General features: G+C 62.4%; 13 protein-coding genes and 1 riboswitch. Of the genes, 7 read left to right on the top strand and 6 right to left on the bottom strand.

The genetic code is table 11. The annotated features are described in order from the left end of the window. The first annotated feature begins 21 nt into the window (after positions 1 to 21). The 3 genes from ACMFWR_RS21285 to ACMFWR_RS21275 are packed head-to-tail and all read left to right on the top strand — an operon-like array spanning position 22 to position 3,885. Positions 22 to 963: a carbohydrate ABC transporter permease gene (locus tag ACMFWR_RS21285; protein ID WP_413196672.1), complete on the top strand. Its 942-nt coding sequence runs from the start codon at positions 22 to 24 to the stop codon at positions 961 to 963. Continuing rightward, a complete protein-coding gene (locus ACMFWR_RS21280; protein ID WP_413196671.1) occupies positions 956 to 1,897 on the top strand; it encodes a carbohydrate ABC transporter permease in 942 nt (313 codons plus the stop codon). The genes ACMFWR_RS21285 and ACMFWR_RS21280 overlap by 8 nt, the downstream gene beginning before the upstream one ends. A gap of 32 nt (positions 1,898 to 1,929) precedes the next feature. Continuing rightward, complete coding sequence (locus tag ACMFWR_RS21275) at positions 1,930 to 3,885, top strand: glycoside hydrolase family 127 protein (protein ID WP_413196670.1); 1,956 nt, start codon at positions 1,930 to 1,932, stop codon at positions 3,883 to 3,885. 60 nt (positions 3,886 to 3,945) lie between these two features. Here the strand turns inward: ACMFWR_RS21275 and ACMFWR_RS21270 are convergent, their stop codons facing one another. Both ACMFWR_RS21270 and ACMFWR_RS21265 read right to left on the bottom strand, forming a co-directional pair. Further along, positions 3,946 to 4,803 (bottom strand): DUF72 domain-containing protein, encoded by an 858-nt coding sequence (locus ACMFWR_RS21270; protein ID WP_413196669.1) that lies wholly within the window; start codon positions 4,801 to 4,803, stop codon positions 3,946 to 3,948. Next, positions 4,800 to 5,075, bottom strand: a complete 276-nt coding sequence (locus ACMFWR_RS21265) for a hypothetical protein (RefSeq protein ID WP_413196668.1) — start codon at positions 5,073 to 5,075, stop codon at positions 4,800 to 4,802. Before ACMFWR_RS21265 ends, ACMFWR_RS21270 begins: the two co-directional genes overlap by 4 nt. A gap of 287 nt (positions 5,076 to 5,362) precedes the next feature. Continuing rightward, a riboswitch (TPP riboswitch) is annotated at positions 5,363 to 5,513 on the top strand. 45 nt (positions 5,514 to 5,558) lie between these two features. Between ACMFWR_RS21265 and ACMFWR_RS21260 the strand changes: the two genes are divergently transcribed. Beyond that, positions 5,559 to 6,872, top strand: coding sequence for a purine-cytosine permease family protein (locus ACMFWR_RS21260; protein WP_413196667.1), 1,314 nt, complete (start codon positions 5,559 to 5,561; stop codon positions 6,870 to 6,872). A 13-nt stretch (positions 6,873 to 6,885) separates the two neighbouring features. Here ACMFWR_RS21260 and ACMFWR_RS21255 read toward each other — a convergent pair whose 3' ends face one another. Together ACMFWR_RS21255 and ACMFWR_RS21250 are read right to left on the bottom strand one after the other, a co-directional pair. Beyond that, entirely contained in the window at positions 6,886 to 8,076 is a 1,191-nt protein-coding gene (locus tag ACMFWR_RS21255) for an endo-1,4-beta-xylanase (RefSeq protein WP_413196666.1), read from the bottom strand. Between the two features lie 138 nt (positions 8,077 to 8,214). Continuing rightward, the gene (locus tag ACMFWR_RS21250) at positions 8,215 to 9,096 is read right to left on the bottom strand and encodes a PIG-L deacetylase family protein (protein WP_413196665.1); all 882 of its coding nucleotides are present in this window, start codon (positions 9,094 to 9,096) and stop codon (positions 8,215 to 8,217) included. 262 nt (positions 9,097 to 9,358) lie between these two features. Here ACMFWR_RS21250 and ACMFWR_RS21245 point away from each other — a divergent pair, with 262 nt between their 5' ends. Beyond that, a complete protein-coding gene (locus tag ACMFWR_RS21245) occupies positions 9,359 to 10,114 on the top strand; it encodes an SDR family oxidoreductase (protein WP_413196664.1) in 756 nt (251 codons plus the stop codon). 217 nt (positions 10,115 to 10,331) lie between these two features. Further along, positions 10,332 to 11,273 (top strand): LysR family transcriptional regulator, encoded by a 942-nt coding sequence (locus ACMFWR_RS21240; protein WP_413196663.1) that lies wholly within the window; start codon positions 10,332 to 10,334, stop codon positions 11,271 to 11,273. A gap of 12 nt (positions 11,274 to 11,285) precedes the next feature. Here the strand turns inward: ACMFWR_RS21240 and mdcH are convergent, their stop codons facing one another. Together mdcH and ACMFWR_RS21230 are read right to left on the bottom strand one after the other, a co-directional pair. Then, positions 11,286 to 12,224: a malonate decarboxylase subunit epsilon gene (mdcH, locus tag ACMFWR_RS21235; RefSeq protein WP_413196662.1), complete on the bottom strand. Its 939-nt coding sequence runs from the start codon at positions 12,222 to 12,224 to the stop codon at positions 11,286 to 11,288. After that, positions 12,221 to 13,006, bottom strand: a complete 786-nt coding sequence (locus ACMFWR_RS21230) for a malonate decarboxylase holo-ACP synthase (RefSeq protein WP_413196661.1) — start codon at positions 13,004 to 13,006, stop codon at positions 12,221 to 12,223. Before ACMFWR_RS21230 ends, mdcH begins: the two co-directional genes overlap by 4 nt. A gap of 430 nt (positions 13,007 to 13,436) precedes the next feature. On the opposite strand from ACMFWR_RS21230, the gene ACMFWR_RS21225 reads away from it, so the two are divergent. Beyond that, positions 13,437 to 14,999, top strand: coding sequence for a DHA2 family efflux MFS transporter permease subunit (locus tag ACMFWR_RS21225; RefSeq protein WP_413196660.1), 1,563 nt, complete (start codon positions 13,437 to 13,439; stop codon positions 14,997 to 14,999). The last annotated feature ends 251 nt before the right edge of the window (positions 15,000 to 15,250 follow it).

Raw genomic sequence — 15,250 nt, 5'->3', positions numbered from 1 at the left:
TGCATTACGGAGTGCAGCATCATGGGTGTCCTGACTGAGACGCCGGCTCGCGAAACAGGATTCCCGCCGCGCCGCTCGCGCCGCCCGAAATCGGGTGGCGCGGACCGGCAACGCGCGGGTTACTGGTTCGTTCTGCCGTGTGTGATCTTCACGACGGTGTTCTTCCTCGCACCGTTCGTGATGACGCTGGTGATGTCGCTGTATCACTGGCCGCTGATGGGCCATGCGACATTCGCGGGCTTTCGCAACTACATCGACCTGCTGCACGACGACTCGTTCTGGGGCGCGCTCTGGTTCACGACCGAATACACGCTGGTCGTGACCCCGGCCATTTTTATCCTGGCGTTCGTGCTGGCGATGCTGGTGAATCGCGCAAGCCGTTTTGTCGGGATCTTCCGGACAGCGTACTTCTTGCCGGTCGTGATCGGCATGACCACCGCGAGCCTGCTCTGGGTCTGGATGTTCAACGACCAGGTCGGGATCTTCAGCGCCGTGCTCATGCAGCTGGGTATCGTCGACGAGCCGGTCCAGTGGCTCGGCGAGACAAACTCGGCGCTGGCTTCGCTGGTCGTCATGGTGCTCTGGAAGGCCTCGGGCTTCACGATGGTCATCCTGCTCGTGGGCATGCAGGCGATCCCGCAGGACCTGTATGACGCTGCCCGCATCGATGGCGCGCGCTGGTGGTCGCAACAGCGATTCATCACCGTGCCGCTGATGCGACGCACGTTTGCGCTGGCATTGATCATGGCCGTGATCGGCTCGTACCTCGCGTTCGAGCAGTTCTACGTGATGACCAAGGGTGGACCGATGAACAGCACGATCACCGTCGTGCACTGGATCTACCGCGCATCGTTCACGTATTTCAAGCTCGGCTACGGTGCGGCGATGTCTGTGGTGCTGCTGATCGTGTTGCTGATCCTCAGCGTGATTCAGATGTTCCTTCTGCGAGACGATCATGAGTAACACGCTGCATTCCGCCGAGCCGGAGTACGGCTCGACCAGTCCTGTGTCTCCTTCAGCCAGCCAGAGCGAACTGCCGGGTCGTCGGCGGTTCGCCGGGATCAGGGGGCGAAGCTCCGTTTCGCTCTACTACCTGGTCTGTGGTGTCCTGACGCTGGTCTTTTTATTCCCGATCGTCTGGTCGGCATTCGTATCGCTGTATCCGCCGGCTGACGCAAGCGCTTCGCCGCCGAAGTATTTTCCGTCGCACCTGTCGTTCGACAACTACCGGAATCTCGCCCAATACGGCGCAGGAATCTGGCGGTACCTCGGCAACAGCGCGTCGGTCACGGCCATGACGGTCATCATGACGCTGGTCTTGTGTACGCTCGGCGGTTACGGTTTCTCGCGCTTTAGATTCAAGGGCCGCAACATCATTTTTGTCGTGATTCTCGCGACCTTGATGATTCCGTTCCAGTCGATTCTCAACCCGTTGTTTGTGCTTCTGCGCTGGATGCATCTGCAGGGCACGCTGTTCGGTCTGGCGCTCGTGTACACGACGTTCCAGCTGCCGTTCGCGGTCTTCATGATGCGCAACTCGTTCGATGCGGTGCCGCGCGAGATCGAGGAAGCGTCGCTGATCGACGGATGCAGCCTGATGCAGTCGCTGCGCATCGTCATGCTTCCGCTGGTCATGCCGGGACTCGTCACGGCCGGGCTGTTCGCGTTCTTCGGCTCGTGGAATGAGCTGCTTGCGGCGCTGATTCTGGTCAATGACTCGAGCAACTACACGCTGCCGGTCGCGTTGCTCAATGCGCAGAGCGGACAACTGGGTTCAGTCGACTGGGGCCTCATGCAGGCAGGCATCACGATTTCGATTCTGCCGTGCGCGGCCCTGTTCCTTTTGCTTCAACGCTTTTATATCCATGGCCTGATCGCTGGTGCGGTCAAGGCGTAACTCCATTGCTGACCATGAACGACACGAGAACTATGCGTCATCCCGTGGTCGTCGAGTTTGCCTCGACGGCCTATGCCCGGATCAAACCGGTGGCTGTGACCGCGGTCGAACTGCGCGGCGACTTCTGGGGACGGCGCTTCGACATCAATCGCAAAGAGACGCTGCCCACGCAATGGGATCATCTCGAATCGACGAATCGCCTCAATAACTTCCGTCGTGTGTTCGGCGAATATGATGGCCCGTATGAAGGCTTGTTCTTCAATGACTCGGACCTCTACAAGTGGCTCGAAGCCGCTTCGTGGCTGATCGCCCGCGGCCCGGATGCCGAGCTTGAAAAGCGCATCGACGAAGGCATCACGCTGATTGAGCGCGCGCAGGAGGAAGACGGGTATATCGACACGTATTTCACGGTCGATCGTCCGAACGAAAAGTGGACCAATCTGCGCGACCTGCATGAAATGTATGTCGGCGGACACCTGATCCAGGCCGCGGTCGCCCATCATCGGGCTACCGGCAACGGGCGCCTCCTGAACGTGGCGACGCGCTTTGCCGACATGCTGTGCAAACGTTTCGGTCCGGAATCGGACGGGAAGGTCGAAGCGGTCGACGGCCACGAAGAGATCGAAATGGCGCTGATCGAGCTGGCCCGTGAAACGGGGCATTCGCGCTATCTCGAACTCGCGCGGTTCTTTATCAAGGCGCGTGGTCACGGCCTCCTCAAGGGCGGACGCTTCGGCGATGCGTACTTCCAGGACGACGTGCCATTCGACCGGATGGAGTCGCTTGCGGGCCATGCGGTACGTGCGCTGTATATGTGCAGCGGGGTCACCGATCTCTATCTCGAGACCGGCGAAGAGGGCTTGCTGCCCCGACTCGAAACGCTATGGGACCGGCTCACGGCTAGCCGTATGTACATCACGGGCGGTGTCGGCTCGCGCTACGACGGCGAGTCGATCGGCGTCGACTATGAATTGCCGAACGCGCAGGCCTATACGGAAACGTGCGCAGCAATCGCCAGCATGATGTGGTGCCACCGGATGCTCGCTGCGACCGGTGATGCGCGCTACGTCGATCTGTTCGAATGGACGCTGTACAACGGCATGCTGCCGGGCTGGTCGCTCGACGGCCGCGAGTATTACTACGTGAACCCGCTCGAGAACGACGGCACGCATCGCCGCCGGCCCTGGTACTACTGCTCGTGCTGTCCGCCGAATGTCGCACGCACGATTGCTTCGCTGCCGGGATACGTCTACGGCACGGATGCGGAATCGCTTTACGTGCATCTGTATTTCGACAGCGACGCGCGTATCGAAGTCGCGGGCAAGACGGTCGGTATCACGCAACGCACACAGTACCCGTGGGAAGGCACGGTCGATTTCACGATCGACACGGACGGTGACCTTGCACTCAAGCTCCGGATTCCGGGCTGGGCCAACGGTCAGGCTGCGCTGTCTTCACGCGAAGCGCGGGACGGCACGGTCAAGGCCGCTGGCGTGTCGCTTTCCGTGAACGGCGGGTCGGTGGATGCGACGCCGGACTCGAACGGTTATGTCACGATCCATCGCACGTGGAAGACGGGTGATACCGTGCGCCTGCAACTGCCGATGGACGTGCGCGTGTGGCAAAGCCATCCGAAGGTGCCCGACAATCGCGGCCGGATCGCGTTCAGCCGTGGCCCGGTGCTGTATTGCGTCGAACAGGCCGATATGCAGGGCGTCGATCTTGATGAACTGTTTGTCGATCCCGCACAGATCTCGGCGCATTGGGAGCCGTCGCTGCTCGATGGTGTCGTTGCATTGAAGGGCACGGCGCAACGCCGGGCCATCGATTCGGCTTGGACGGGTGAGCTGTATCGCCCCTTCGGACAGCAACGTGAACCCGCGGCTGGGGAAGCGTCGCCGCTGCAACTCGTCGCGATCCCGTACTTCGCGTGGCACAACCGCGAAAGCGGCCCGATGAAGGTCTGGATGAACTATCGGGAAGCCTGATGCATCGAGCGTCGAAAAGGCCTGCGGCGACGAGCCACAGGCCGACTCGATGCATGCAGTCTATGCGCCGCGTTTCCGAAGTCTTGCGATGAGTCCGCGTGCCGCCTCCGGTGCGCGGACTTTTGCGCCATTGATAAAGAACACGAACACGTCGCGCTTGCGGGCGGCCTTGTCCTTCTTGTCGACACGGGGCAGGTCTTCCGGCGTGCCGCCGTTGGCCCAGGTGGCCGCGCGCTCAGTCCATTCGTCGAGTGCTTTCGGCGCATACCCCGTCTTGCGTTTCTCGCTGGCGCACATCAGGCGCGCATAGGCGAAGTCGGTGTGGAGGTCGGCAAACGACGGGTAGTCGGGCGAATCGGTGAACACCGTCGCCATCTTGTATCGGCGCACCAGTTTGACAAAGTCGGGCGTCATGAAACTCGCGTGCCGGACTTCGAGCACATGCCTCAGCGTATGGCTATCGATCTTGTTCGGTAACCGCGCCAGAAACGCTTCGAAATCATCAGCGTCGAACACCTTGGTCGTGGCGAATTGCCAGACGATCGGTCCGAGCTTGGGGCCGAGTTCGGTGATGCCGCTCTGCACGAAGCGATCGATCGAGTCGCCGGCCTCGGCAAGCACGCGTCGATTCGTCGCGTATCGCGTGGCCTTGAGCGAGAAGATGAAGCCGTCGGGTGTCTCGTCGCGCCATTTGGCGAACGTCGCGGGCTTCTGAAGGCCGTAGTACGTTCCGTTGATCTCGATGGCCGTCAGCTCATGACTCGCATATTCGAGTTCCTTGCTCTGCGGCAGACGATCGGGATAAAACGTGCCGCGCCACGGCTCAAAGGTCCAGCCGCCGATGCCCACGCGTACGCGTGGACGCTCGACGCTCGGCGGGTTCGGATTGATCAGCGACGCCGGCCGGGAGGTCGTCATTCGCCGATTTTCGTACGCAGTTCGCGAGCCGATTCAAGCAGGCCTTGATAGCCCGAGCGAGCATGCTCGGGCAGGTCGGGATCGCCGACGAGCGCACCGAGCGTCTCGACGATGCTGTAGACAAGACCCCGTGCGGCGCTCGCCGCAAGATGGCCCGAGCCGTACTGGCTTTCAACATGACCCAATGCAGCGTGGAAGTGCTCGGGATCGGGGCGTGACGCGCGTTCTGTGGCTTCGTTGTCGCTAGTCGGGCGGGACGGGTCGGGCGTCATTTCAAACTTCCTTTGTCAGCAAGATGGATTCGACGGCTTTCAAGCAGTGTACTGCGATGCGCCTGCGTGCGTTCGGCGTGTGTTCTACGCGCGCGTTCCGGTGTGGGCGCCCTGATGCGGACGAACCGTCGCATGTCCCGGGGTGTCATGTCTCGCAAGCCGCAAGCCGCAAGCCGCAAGCCGCAAGCCGCAAGCCGCAAGCCGCAACGGCTGCGTTGCGATTTCGCGCCGGGCGTCACAATTCCGCCGCATTCCATTTGACGAACGACGCCGCCCGTGCGAAGGTGGCGCCTTGCTCGGGGAGCCGGTGGATGCCGGCTGAGAGGGCGCCTGCGGGATTCCACGTATTTGCTGCACGCAAATTGCGGACCCGCCAGCACTCGACCCGCTGAACCTGATCTGGATCGTACCAGCGTAGGGAAGCGTGCAGGTCTCCTCACACGGCGCGCCGGATCAGTCCTCGATTCAACCGGTAGCCGCATCATGTCCGCTTCTCCGCATTCCTCGCATTCTTCGCACACGACGCAGGTGGTCAACGAGTCGTTGCGGCCCATTCCCGCCGATCGGCGCACGCTCGGCTTTCCCGATTACCTCGCCTTGTGGGGCAGCCTTGGCGTTGGCCTGCTCGTCATGCAGGCCGGTGCCCTGTTGATTCCTGCGCTTAGCGCTGTCGGCGCAGCGGGTGCGGTCGCGATCGGTACGATCGGCGGCACGCTGCTGCTGGCGTGGGTCGGCTATCTCGGCTCGGTGTCGGGCGTATCGAGCGCCGGCCTGATCTGGAGCGCGCTCGGCAAGCGGTTTGCCGTGTTGCCCATCGCGCTCAACGTGCTTCAGTTGCTCGGTTGGGCGGTGTTCGAGATCGTCGTGCTGCGCGACGGACTCGGCGCCATCGCGAAGCAGGCATTCGGTCCGGTCAACGCCGGGGTGCTGACTGTCATCGCCGGGCTCGTGCTCATGGGACTGCTTGCGCTGAGCATGGTCGGCGTCGTGCGGCGCTTTATCCGTCGCGTCGGCCTCTGGCTGATGCTGGCCGCGCTCGTCTGGCTGACGATCCGCTTCGTCCACGACGCGACGCCGGCACTGCTGACGCAGCCGGGCAAGGGCGGTCTTGCGTTCGCCGCGGCCGTCGACCTCGTGATTGCGATGCCGATCTCATGGATTCCGCTGGTCGCCGACTACACCCGCTATGGCCGCTCGCCACGCGCGGCGTTTGGCGGCACGTTTGTCGGGTATGGCTTCGCCAACGCCTGGTGTTTCCTGCTCGGGATCCTGATCGCCGCGCTGCACCCGGGTGCGGACCTGATGCCGACGATCCTTCAGGCAAGCTTCGGTGCGCTCGCACTGGCCCTGATCCTGATCGACGAAACCGATAACGGGTATAGCGATCTCTACTCGGCCGCGGTGTCGACGCACAGCCTCGTGCCGAAGTGGTCGGTCCGCGTATGGGGGCCCGTCCTAGGGGCAGTGGCCACACTACTGGCACTGCTGCTGCCGATCCAGAACTATCAGGACTTCCTCTATCTGCTGGGCTCGGTGTTCGTGCCGTTGTTCGGTGTGGTCATCGCACACCACGGCGTGCGCCCGAGAACGCCCGACGCGACCTCGGTGTCGCTGAGCTGGGTCGGCGCGATTGCGTGGGTCATCGGCATTGCGCTCTACCAATACATCACGCGATTTCAGCCGCAGTGGGGCGCGTCGCTGCCGTCACTCATTGCAAGCTTTGTGCTGTATCGACTGTTCGCGCGTTGGTCGCCTTATGCGGCGAACGCGGCGACGAGCGAGGGCGTTGCGCGCTGAGTGCACCGCATGTTCAAGGCCGGTACGTCGGATCCACAATCGCCCAAAACGCGGCCTTCGGTTGCAGGGCCGCGTTGAACAACAACGGCTGGTTGGTGCGGGGCACCGGCGTCGACGAGAGCCAGGTGTGCTTATCTGAATAGCCCCAGAACGTCACGGCCTTGATCGACGGTTCGGTCTTGAACAGGTCGAACAAGGCGCGATAGCGCAGCGCCTGTGCACGGACCAGATCGTTCGGCACGTGACGTCCGTAGTCGGGACGACACGCATTGTGGTCGCTCCAGCACAGGCCCGGATCGTTATAGAAACTCACGTCGAGCTCGGTCACCTGGTTTTCGAGGCCGAGCGCCGCGACGTCGTCAAAAGCTTGTTTGATATTCGCGATCGGCGGCCATTCGACGCTGATATGCATCTGATGACCGACGCCGTCGATCGGCACACCCTGCGCGCGCAGATCGCGTACTACCGAAAGTAGCTTGGCGCGCTTACCCGCGTCGTCCGTGTTGTACTCGTTGATATACAGCCTGGCTTGCGGATCGGCAGCGCGTGCCGCCTGGAACGCGATGGCAATATAGTCCTTGCCAAGCGCGCGGTACCACGGACTGTCTTCTCGATACACCGCGTGCGGGTCGTCGCTGATCACTTCATTGACCACGTCCCACGCATAGACCTTGCCACGGAAATGTGTGACGACGTCCGTCACATATCGCGTCAGCCGCGCGGCGACGCGAGAACGGTAACCGGGATCGTCCGGATCACCGGCAAAGAACCACGCGGGCGCCTCGGTCCAGTTGCCATTTTTGTAGTGCCATACGAGCGTATGCCCGCGCATCGCGATGCCGTGGGCCTGCGCGAAATCGACGATTTCGTCGGCCGCACGGAAGTCATAGCGGCCTTCGCCGACGCCGATGGTGCCCGGCTTCATCTTGTTCTCGGCAGTCAGGCTCGAGAACTGTGCGGCGATGAGTGCTGCATCGGCGGGCGCTTCGGTCGAGTCGGGCTCGATCGCTGCACCCACTTTGAAATACGGTGCCATCGCGGTTTTGAGCGAGGGGACGTCGCTGCGTGCCGGCATTGAGACTGCAGGACCGTCGTTGGCGGGAAGCGGCGCTTCGTTCGCACAGCCGGAGAGGGTGGCCAGGCCGATCGACGTAAAGGCTAGCCAGGCTCGAAACGTGTTGCGGCTGCGCGTGCTTGGCACCATGAACAGTCTCCCGGTCTGCGGCGTAAGTGTAGGTGTAATTGTGAGGCGTGCGGTCTGAGTCTGAGTCTGAGCTTCTGAGTCTGAGCTTGGGTCTGAGCCTGGGTCCGGGTATGGGTCTGAGATGTGGGGCGCCGCGGTTCAGATCTCGAAGAACGTCGACAACGATTCATGGGCAGCGACTGCGCCGCGGCGATCGGACGGCTCGAGCCGATGACCGTTCCAGCGATCGACCCGGTATACCGCGCCGAAATCATACGAAGGCGGCTCGAGGCCGGCACCGAAAACCGTTTCACCGCCGCGCCGCACGCTGTCGGCGAGCCACGACGTGAGCCGCAGGTGGTACGGATTGCGCTCGACTTCCTTGCGATGGCAGACCAGTGCACGGAGCAGGATCGCGACATCGGCCGGAGACAGTTCGACCAGCAGGTTGGGCGAGGGCATCGTCCCCCAGAACTCGCTTTGCACGAACCAGACCGGTTTGCCATAGACCGCGAGCGCATCGAGCGTCAGCGCATGGGTACCGATATGCGAAGCGGAGCCGTCTTCCGCATGCGGGCACATGACAATGGCCGGTCCGCATTCCGCGAAGACTTCTGCAAGTCGTGCGACATCGCGCCGCCATGAGTCAGGCTCGCTTTCGCGCCGCTTGCAATGCAAGGGCAGGCGATCGACGAAATGCGGGTCGACCGTCGCGAAGTCCAGCACGTTGCACGCGTGTGTCAGTTCAGTCCAGCGTTCATCCCGCCGTTCGACATTGCTGCCGAGGGTCGCTGCGATATTCAAGACGTCGTAGCCGGCCTCGCGGCGCAGCCGTAGGGGCAGTCCGCCGACGATGCATTCGTCGTCGGGATGCGGCGAGACGATCGCAATGACGGGTCGGCTTGAATCAACGTGCCGCGGGGTCAATGGGCCATCGTATTCGGCGGGGAGAGGCAGGGGGCGATGCAACAGCGCCTGGAAAGCTTCGACATAGGCATCGAAGTCATCGGAAGAAACGTCGCTCGGGGCGTCTGAAGGCATGGTAGGCGCGGTTCGAAATGCGTGATGCCCGAGATTGTAACGGCGCTTTCCGTATTGCCGTAACCCAGCTGTATGTTTTGTGCGTGTTGCTTGCGCGCATCAACGCGTGCAAGCCACTTGCGTTGTCGTGGGGGGCGTTTGATAGCCTTGGCGTTGCGCGAGCCGGACGTGCCTTCATGACGGGGGCGAGCCGCAGGACGGCATGTGACAGCTTCGCGCGCGTAACGACGACAACGACCATCGACTCAGCAGGGGCGCACGCATGCAGGACTCTTCGATCACCAGGGCGATCGTCACCGGACACACGCGCGGCATCGGCGCATCGATCACGGCGCAGTTGCTTGAACAGGGCATTCGGGTACTGGGCTTGTCGCGCGGTACGAATGCGACGCTTGCCGAACAGTTCCCGCAGACGTTTGCGCAAGACGAGGTCGATCTCGCTGACGCGGCCAGCATCGAACGCTGGATCGCCACCCCGCGCTTGCAGGACTTTCTCGCCGGAGCGCAGCGCGTCGTGCTGATCAACAACGCCGGCATGCTCGGCCCGATCGGCGGGCTCGAAACTCAGGACCCTGTGAGCATCGCGCGTGCGATCCAGCTGAACGTTGCGACGCCGATGATGCTGGCGGCGGCTTTTGCGCAGGCAAGCACGAATGTGACCGACCGTCGTATCGTGCATGTGTCGAGCGGTGCGGCGCGTAATGCCTATGCGGGTTGGAGCATCTATTGCGGCTCAAAGGCCGCACTCGACCATCACGCGCGGGCGCTTGCCATCGACGCGCATCGCTCGATCCGCATCTGCAGCCTCGCGCCGGGCGTGGTCGATACGCAGATGCAGTCCGAGATTCGCGACACGGCGCTCGAACGGTTCCCGGACCGTCAACGATTCGAAGCGCTCAAGCGCGACGCCCAGCTGGCCTCGCCCGATGAGTCGGCGAGCAAGATCGTCGCCTATCTGTTCAGCGACGCATTCGGCGAGGTGGCGGCCGAGGATGTGCGGACCGTGCGCACGGCGTAACACCAGGCGCAGTCCTTCGTCGCGGGAGTGCGGCCGCCCGGCATCAGCCCGTTATACGCCCGGGTTCGCACATGGCATCGCTCGCGGTCGCGTTGCGCATCGCACTTGCGCATGCACACGTCTGCGTTGCCCGGTCCCGATTGCATGGATGGCGCACCGTGAAGTCGGGACCGGATCAGCGGATAATGCGCCGATCCAGACTCGGCCTGCCTCACGCATGCGCACTCGAATCGACGAAGAAATCACGTTCCGCAAGCTCGAAGTGCTGCTTGCGTATATGGAGACAGGCAACCTGGGCAAGGCGGCCGAGGCGCTCGACCTGAGCACGGTCAGCGTGCACCGCGCGCTGCATTCGCTCGAGCAGGGCATGCGGTGTTCGCTGTTTCGCCACGAAGGCCGCAATCTGAATCCGACCGACGCGGCGCGCGTGCTGGCCGATGCCGCGCGTGAGGTGATCTCCACGATGAACGAGGGCATTCGCGCGACGCGCGAGGCCGCGGGGTACTCATCGAACCGCTTGCGGATCGGCTCGATGTATTCGCTGACGACGCGCGCCGTGCCGAGCGTGCTGATTGACCTCAAGGTGCGCAGACCTGCGCTCGAAGTCGAACTGGCGCTGGGTTCGAACGCGACATTGCTCGAACGGCTCAAGCTCGGCGAACTCGATGCGGTGCTGATGGCAATCCCTGCGCCGGATCCTGAACTCGCATCGGTCGCGCTGTTCGAAGATGATCTGTTCTTCGCGGCGCCAGCGGGTTCCAAATACGCGCAGATGACGAAGATCGATCTGCGCGATTGTCGCGGCGAGCGCTTTGTTTCGCTTGCCGACGGCTTTGCGACTTCACACAACTTCGACGATGCATTTCGAATCGCCGGCTTCACGCCCGAAGTCGTCATGCGCACCGGCGATATTTTTTCGTTGATGAATCTCGTGAGCGGAGGCGTCGGGTGCACGCTGCTGCCGGGCCGTGTGCGCGGGGCGTTCGGCGACAAGGTGCAGTTCATCGACCTCGTGTCCGACTATGCGATGCGGCAGACGATCGGGCTTACGTTCCGCCGCGCGCGCGAACGTGACCCCAACCTGCTGGCCTTGCTGGCTGTGTGCCGGCTGTCGCAACCGCTCGGCGCGGCTCCATCCCTTGGGGCGCCGATCGCGTGATCCGAGCGTTGGCTACTCCGCCATCGCGCGCGCACGTTCGATCAACGCCTGAATACTGTCTGGGCGCGTGTCGCTGACGCTCACGGCAACGCTGTCTTCGAAGATATCGGCGCTCAGTCGCGTGAGCACGTTGCCGGTTGGCATCTCAACAGCGAGGCGCGCGCCGCGCTCCCATGCGAGACGCATCGTTTCGTGCCAGCGCACCTGGTGCGCCATATTCGCCGCGAGATCGGCACCGATCTTGTCAGGGTCGAACATTGCACGCGCCATGCTGCTGCTGAGATAGGTCAATCGGGGGTGCTTTAGCGTGACGCCCTCAAATGCGCGAGTCAGGTCAGCCGCCGCGTCGTCGAGCAGTTCGCAGTGCGACGGCACCGGCACGCGGATGCGATCGGCCGCGCGGGCACCGCGTTCGATCGCGAGCGCCCCTGCGCGCGCCAGGGCATCGTCGCGACCTGCGATCACCATCTGCTGCTCGGCATTCAGATTCGCGAGATAGACCGGCATGTCCGGGCCATGCACTTCCGCAAGCACGCGTTCGACCGCACGCTGATTCAGGCCCGAGATGGCCATCATTCCATAGCCATGCGGAAAGGCCTGCTCCATGAGTGCGCCACGCCGCGCAACCAATCCGACCGCGTCGCGCAAGCTCAGTATTCCTGCCGTGACGGCAGCCGGATAGGCGCCAATCGACAGGCCGGCCACCATGTCGGGTGCGCCCGACATCGATTCGATCAGGCGTGCGCCAGCAACGCCAGCGACGAGCAGGCAGACCTGTACCGCCACGGTCGACGCGAGCGCCGCGTCGGTATCGAGTTCGAGGACATTGCGGCCGAGCGCGACGCTCGCTTCGTCGAGCGTCTGGCGCACGATGGTCTCGTCGGGGAGCGCATGCAGCATCCCCGCGCGTTGCGAACCCTGGCCGGGGAATGTGAAAAGAATCAAGGTCATGGGTGTGCGGCGGGCGGGTTCGATGTCGATGTCGACGTCGGTGACGGTGACGGTGCTGGCGCCGAAGTCGATGACGACGTCGCTGCCACTGTCGGCATTGATGAGCGCGGCCTGGCGAGACCGGCCAATGCCGCTTCGACCTCTTCTACGCGCCACGGATCTTCGACGAGTACAGGGCCGCGGTCCGTCTTGAGCATCACGTGACCACGACCCGCGAGCCATTCGAGTAGCGCAAAGCCGCCGATGCCGGTGTCGATCTGGAGATCGATGCGTGCAGGTGCGTTGCTCAGCATGTCGGACAGGGCATCGGTCTCGGCACGTGTCAGTCGTCGTGGCGCGCGAAGCAGCACGTCGAGATCGCTGGCGTCACGCAGCACCGGCAAGCCCGTGGCCAGGGCGAAACCGACGCTGCCTGTTACGCCCCATGCAAGCTGGATGGCGGCGAGCTTCGGTGTCGCCCATGAGAGCGCACGCAGGCAAGGTAATTCGGCGTCGAAGACCGGCAATGTCTGCGCGGCACCGTCGACGACCGCTTCAGGCGTGAGCCGCCGCTCAATGCGCGGCGCGTTGACATGGCCGGCGACGCGTTCAGACCGGCTCATTCCGCGCACGCCGACCGGGACGATGTCCTCATCGCGAGTGAGCTCGCGACGCACCACGACAGGAACCTGCGCGAGCCAGCCGGCTGTGAGCCACGCAGGCGCGGGCTCACTGAGTATCAGGTCGCGGGCATCGGCAATCCAGAGCAGATCGTGCGGGCGGATGGGCGGTAGCGTTTGCAAGGCGGAGGCACCGATCGGGGGCGGATACGTAATCTACAGCGCAACGGGGTTCCGTGCGAACCAACGTTGTGCGTCAGCGAACGATGGGGGCATGTCTCTTCCAGTTCGATGTCCAACGCAGCGAGAGGGGGGGCGGGATAGGGCAAGGGATTGGGCTTGGGAAGGGTGCCGTCAAGATTGCGTGTGGATTTCTTCCAATAACCTGACAGGAAATAATCTAATTTGACAATAACTGCTGAGTCAGATAATGTTCGCGTCAATTGAGGCTCTGCCCGAGCCTTCGTGTTGACGACTGCGTTCGTCATGCTTGCCCACGCAAAACGATGTGCCAATGCCGGCGCATTTTTTTTCGCCGCTACATCTGACAAGTCAGATTTATCGATCGAAAGCATGACAAACGCAGCACGGCGACCTAACCCATGGACCCGACATGAGCTCATCACCGCAACCCGCCGCACTCCCGCCGCTCACAGGCGGAAAGCTTGCGCTCGGCACCGTCGCTGTCGCGCTGGCAACTTTTATGAATGTGCTCGACTCGTCGATCGCCAACGTCGCGGTGCCGACCATCGCCGGCAACCTCGGCGTGTCCGTCGACGAGGGCACCTGGGTTATCACGCTGTTCGCCGCGGCCAACGCGATTTCGATTCCATTGACGGGCTGGCTCACGCAGCGTGTGGGGCAGGTCAAACTCTTCGTCGCGTCGATCCTGTTGTTCGTGCTGTCGTCGTGGTTGTGCGGCATGGCCACGTCGCTGCCCATGCTGCTCGCGGCACGTATTCTGCAGGGCGCCGTCGCGGGGCCGCTGACGCCGTTGTCGCAGTCGCTGCTGCTGAGCTCGTATCCGAAAGAGAAGAGCTCGACCGCATTGTCCTTGTGGGCCATGACCGCGACGGTGGGGCCGATCGCAGGACCGGCGCTTGGCGGCTGGATCACGGACAGCTATAGCTGGACGTGGATCTTCTACATCAATATTCCCGTGGGTCTGTTTGCGGCCGGCGTGACGTGGGCGCTCTATCGTCACCGCGAGACACCGTCGCGCAAGCTGCCGATCGACAAGATCGGACTCGGCGCCTTGATCGTCTGGGTGGGTGCGTTGCAGATCATGCTCGACAAGGGTAAGGACCTCGACTGGTTCAACTCGTCGGTGATCATCACGTTGACCATCGTTGCGGTGGTCGGATTCGCATTCTTTGTGATCTGGGAATTCACGGAGAAGAGCCCGATCGTTGACGTGAAGCTCTTCAGTCAGCGCAATTTCGCGGGGGGAACGATCGCGATCTCTGTCGCGTACGGCGTGTTCTTCGCGAACCTCGTGATCCTGCCGCAGTGGATGCAGGAATATCTCGGCTACCGCTCGGTCGATGCTGGCTTCGTGACCGCGCCGCTTGGTGTGTTTGCCGTCGTGCTCGCGCCGTTCATGGGCAAGTTCATGGCGAAGCTCGACTTGCGAGTGCTTGCGACGCTGGCGTTCCTTGGGTTTGCAGGGGTCTTCTTTTTGCGCTCGAACTATACGACCGGTGTCGATACATACACGTTGGTGTTGCCGACGCTCCTTCAAGGTATACCGACCGCGTTCTTCTTCGTGCCGTTGACGGCCATTATCTTGTCGGGGCTACCGCCCGAGAAAATACCGGCAGCGGCGGGGCTGTCGAACTTTGTGCGTGTGTTTGTCGGCGCTGTCGGCACATCGCTCGCGGGCACCGGCTGGAATAACCGGACGATCCTCCATCATTCGCAATTGATGGAGCAGGCGAGTGTCAACAATCCGACCTTTGTCGATTCGATGCATGGCGTGCAGACGTTGCTCCATGCGAGCCCCGACAAGGCACTCGCATTTTTTGAGGCGTCAGCTAATACGCAAGCCGCGATGCTGGGGCTCAACGATATCTTCTGGCTGTCAGCGGTCATCTTCATCATGATCATTCCGTTGATCTGGCTGACCAAGCCATCCAAGAGCGGTGCCGCGCAGGCCGCTGCGGCTGGGGGGCATTGAAGAATTCACAATGAATCATTGATGACCCTTTGACCGAAGGACCGTAAAGAAATCAGCGAGAGCAGCGACAGCAAGGATCGCAAAGATCGCAACGACAACAAAGATCGCAAAAACTATCGATCAGGGCTATCGGGCAAACATCAAGGTCCTTTGGGTTTCGACGCGATCACGGATGCAAGTTGTGGTCGCGTCATATGTGCGTCATGCAGCGCTGGTCTGCCTGACGCACTTGCTTTTTGTGCTAACCGATT

It is taken from the genome of Pararobbsia alpina (genome assembly GCF_965118125.1).
Taxonomy (GTDB): Bacteria; Pseudomonadota; Gammaproteobacteria; order Burkholderiales; family Burkholderiaceae; genus Pararobbsia; species Pararobbsia alpina_A.
The sequence above is the reverse complement of the archived record's forward strand: the minus strand, read 5'-3'. Positions and strand labels throughout refer to the sequence as shown.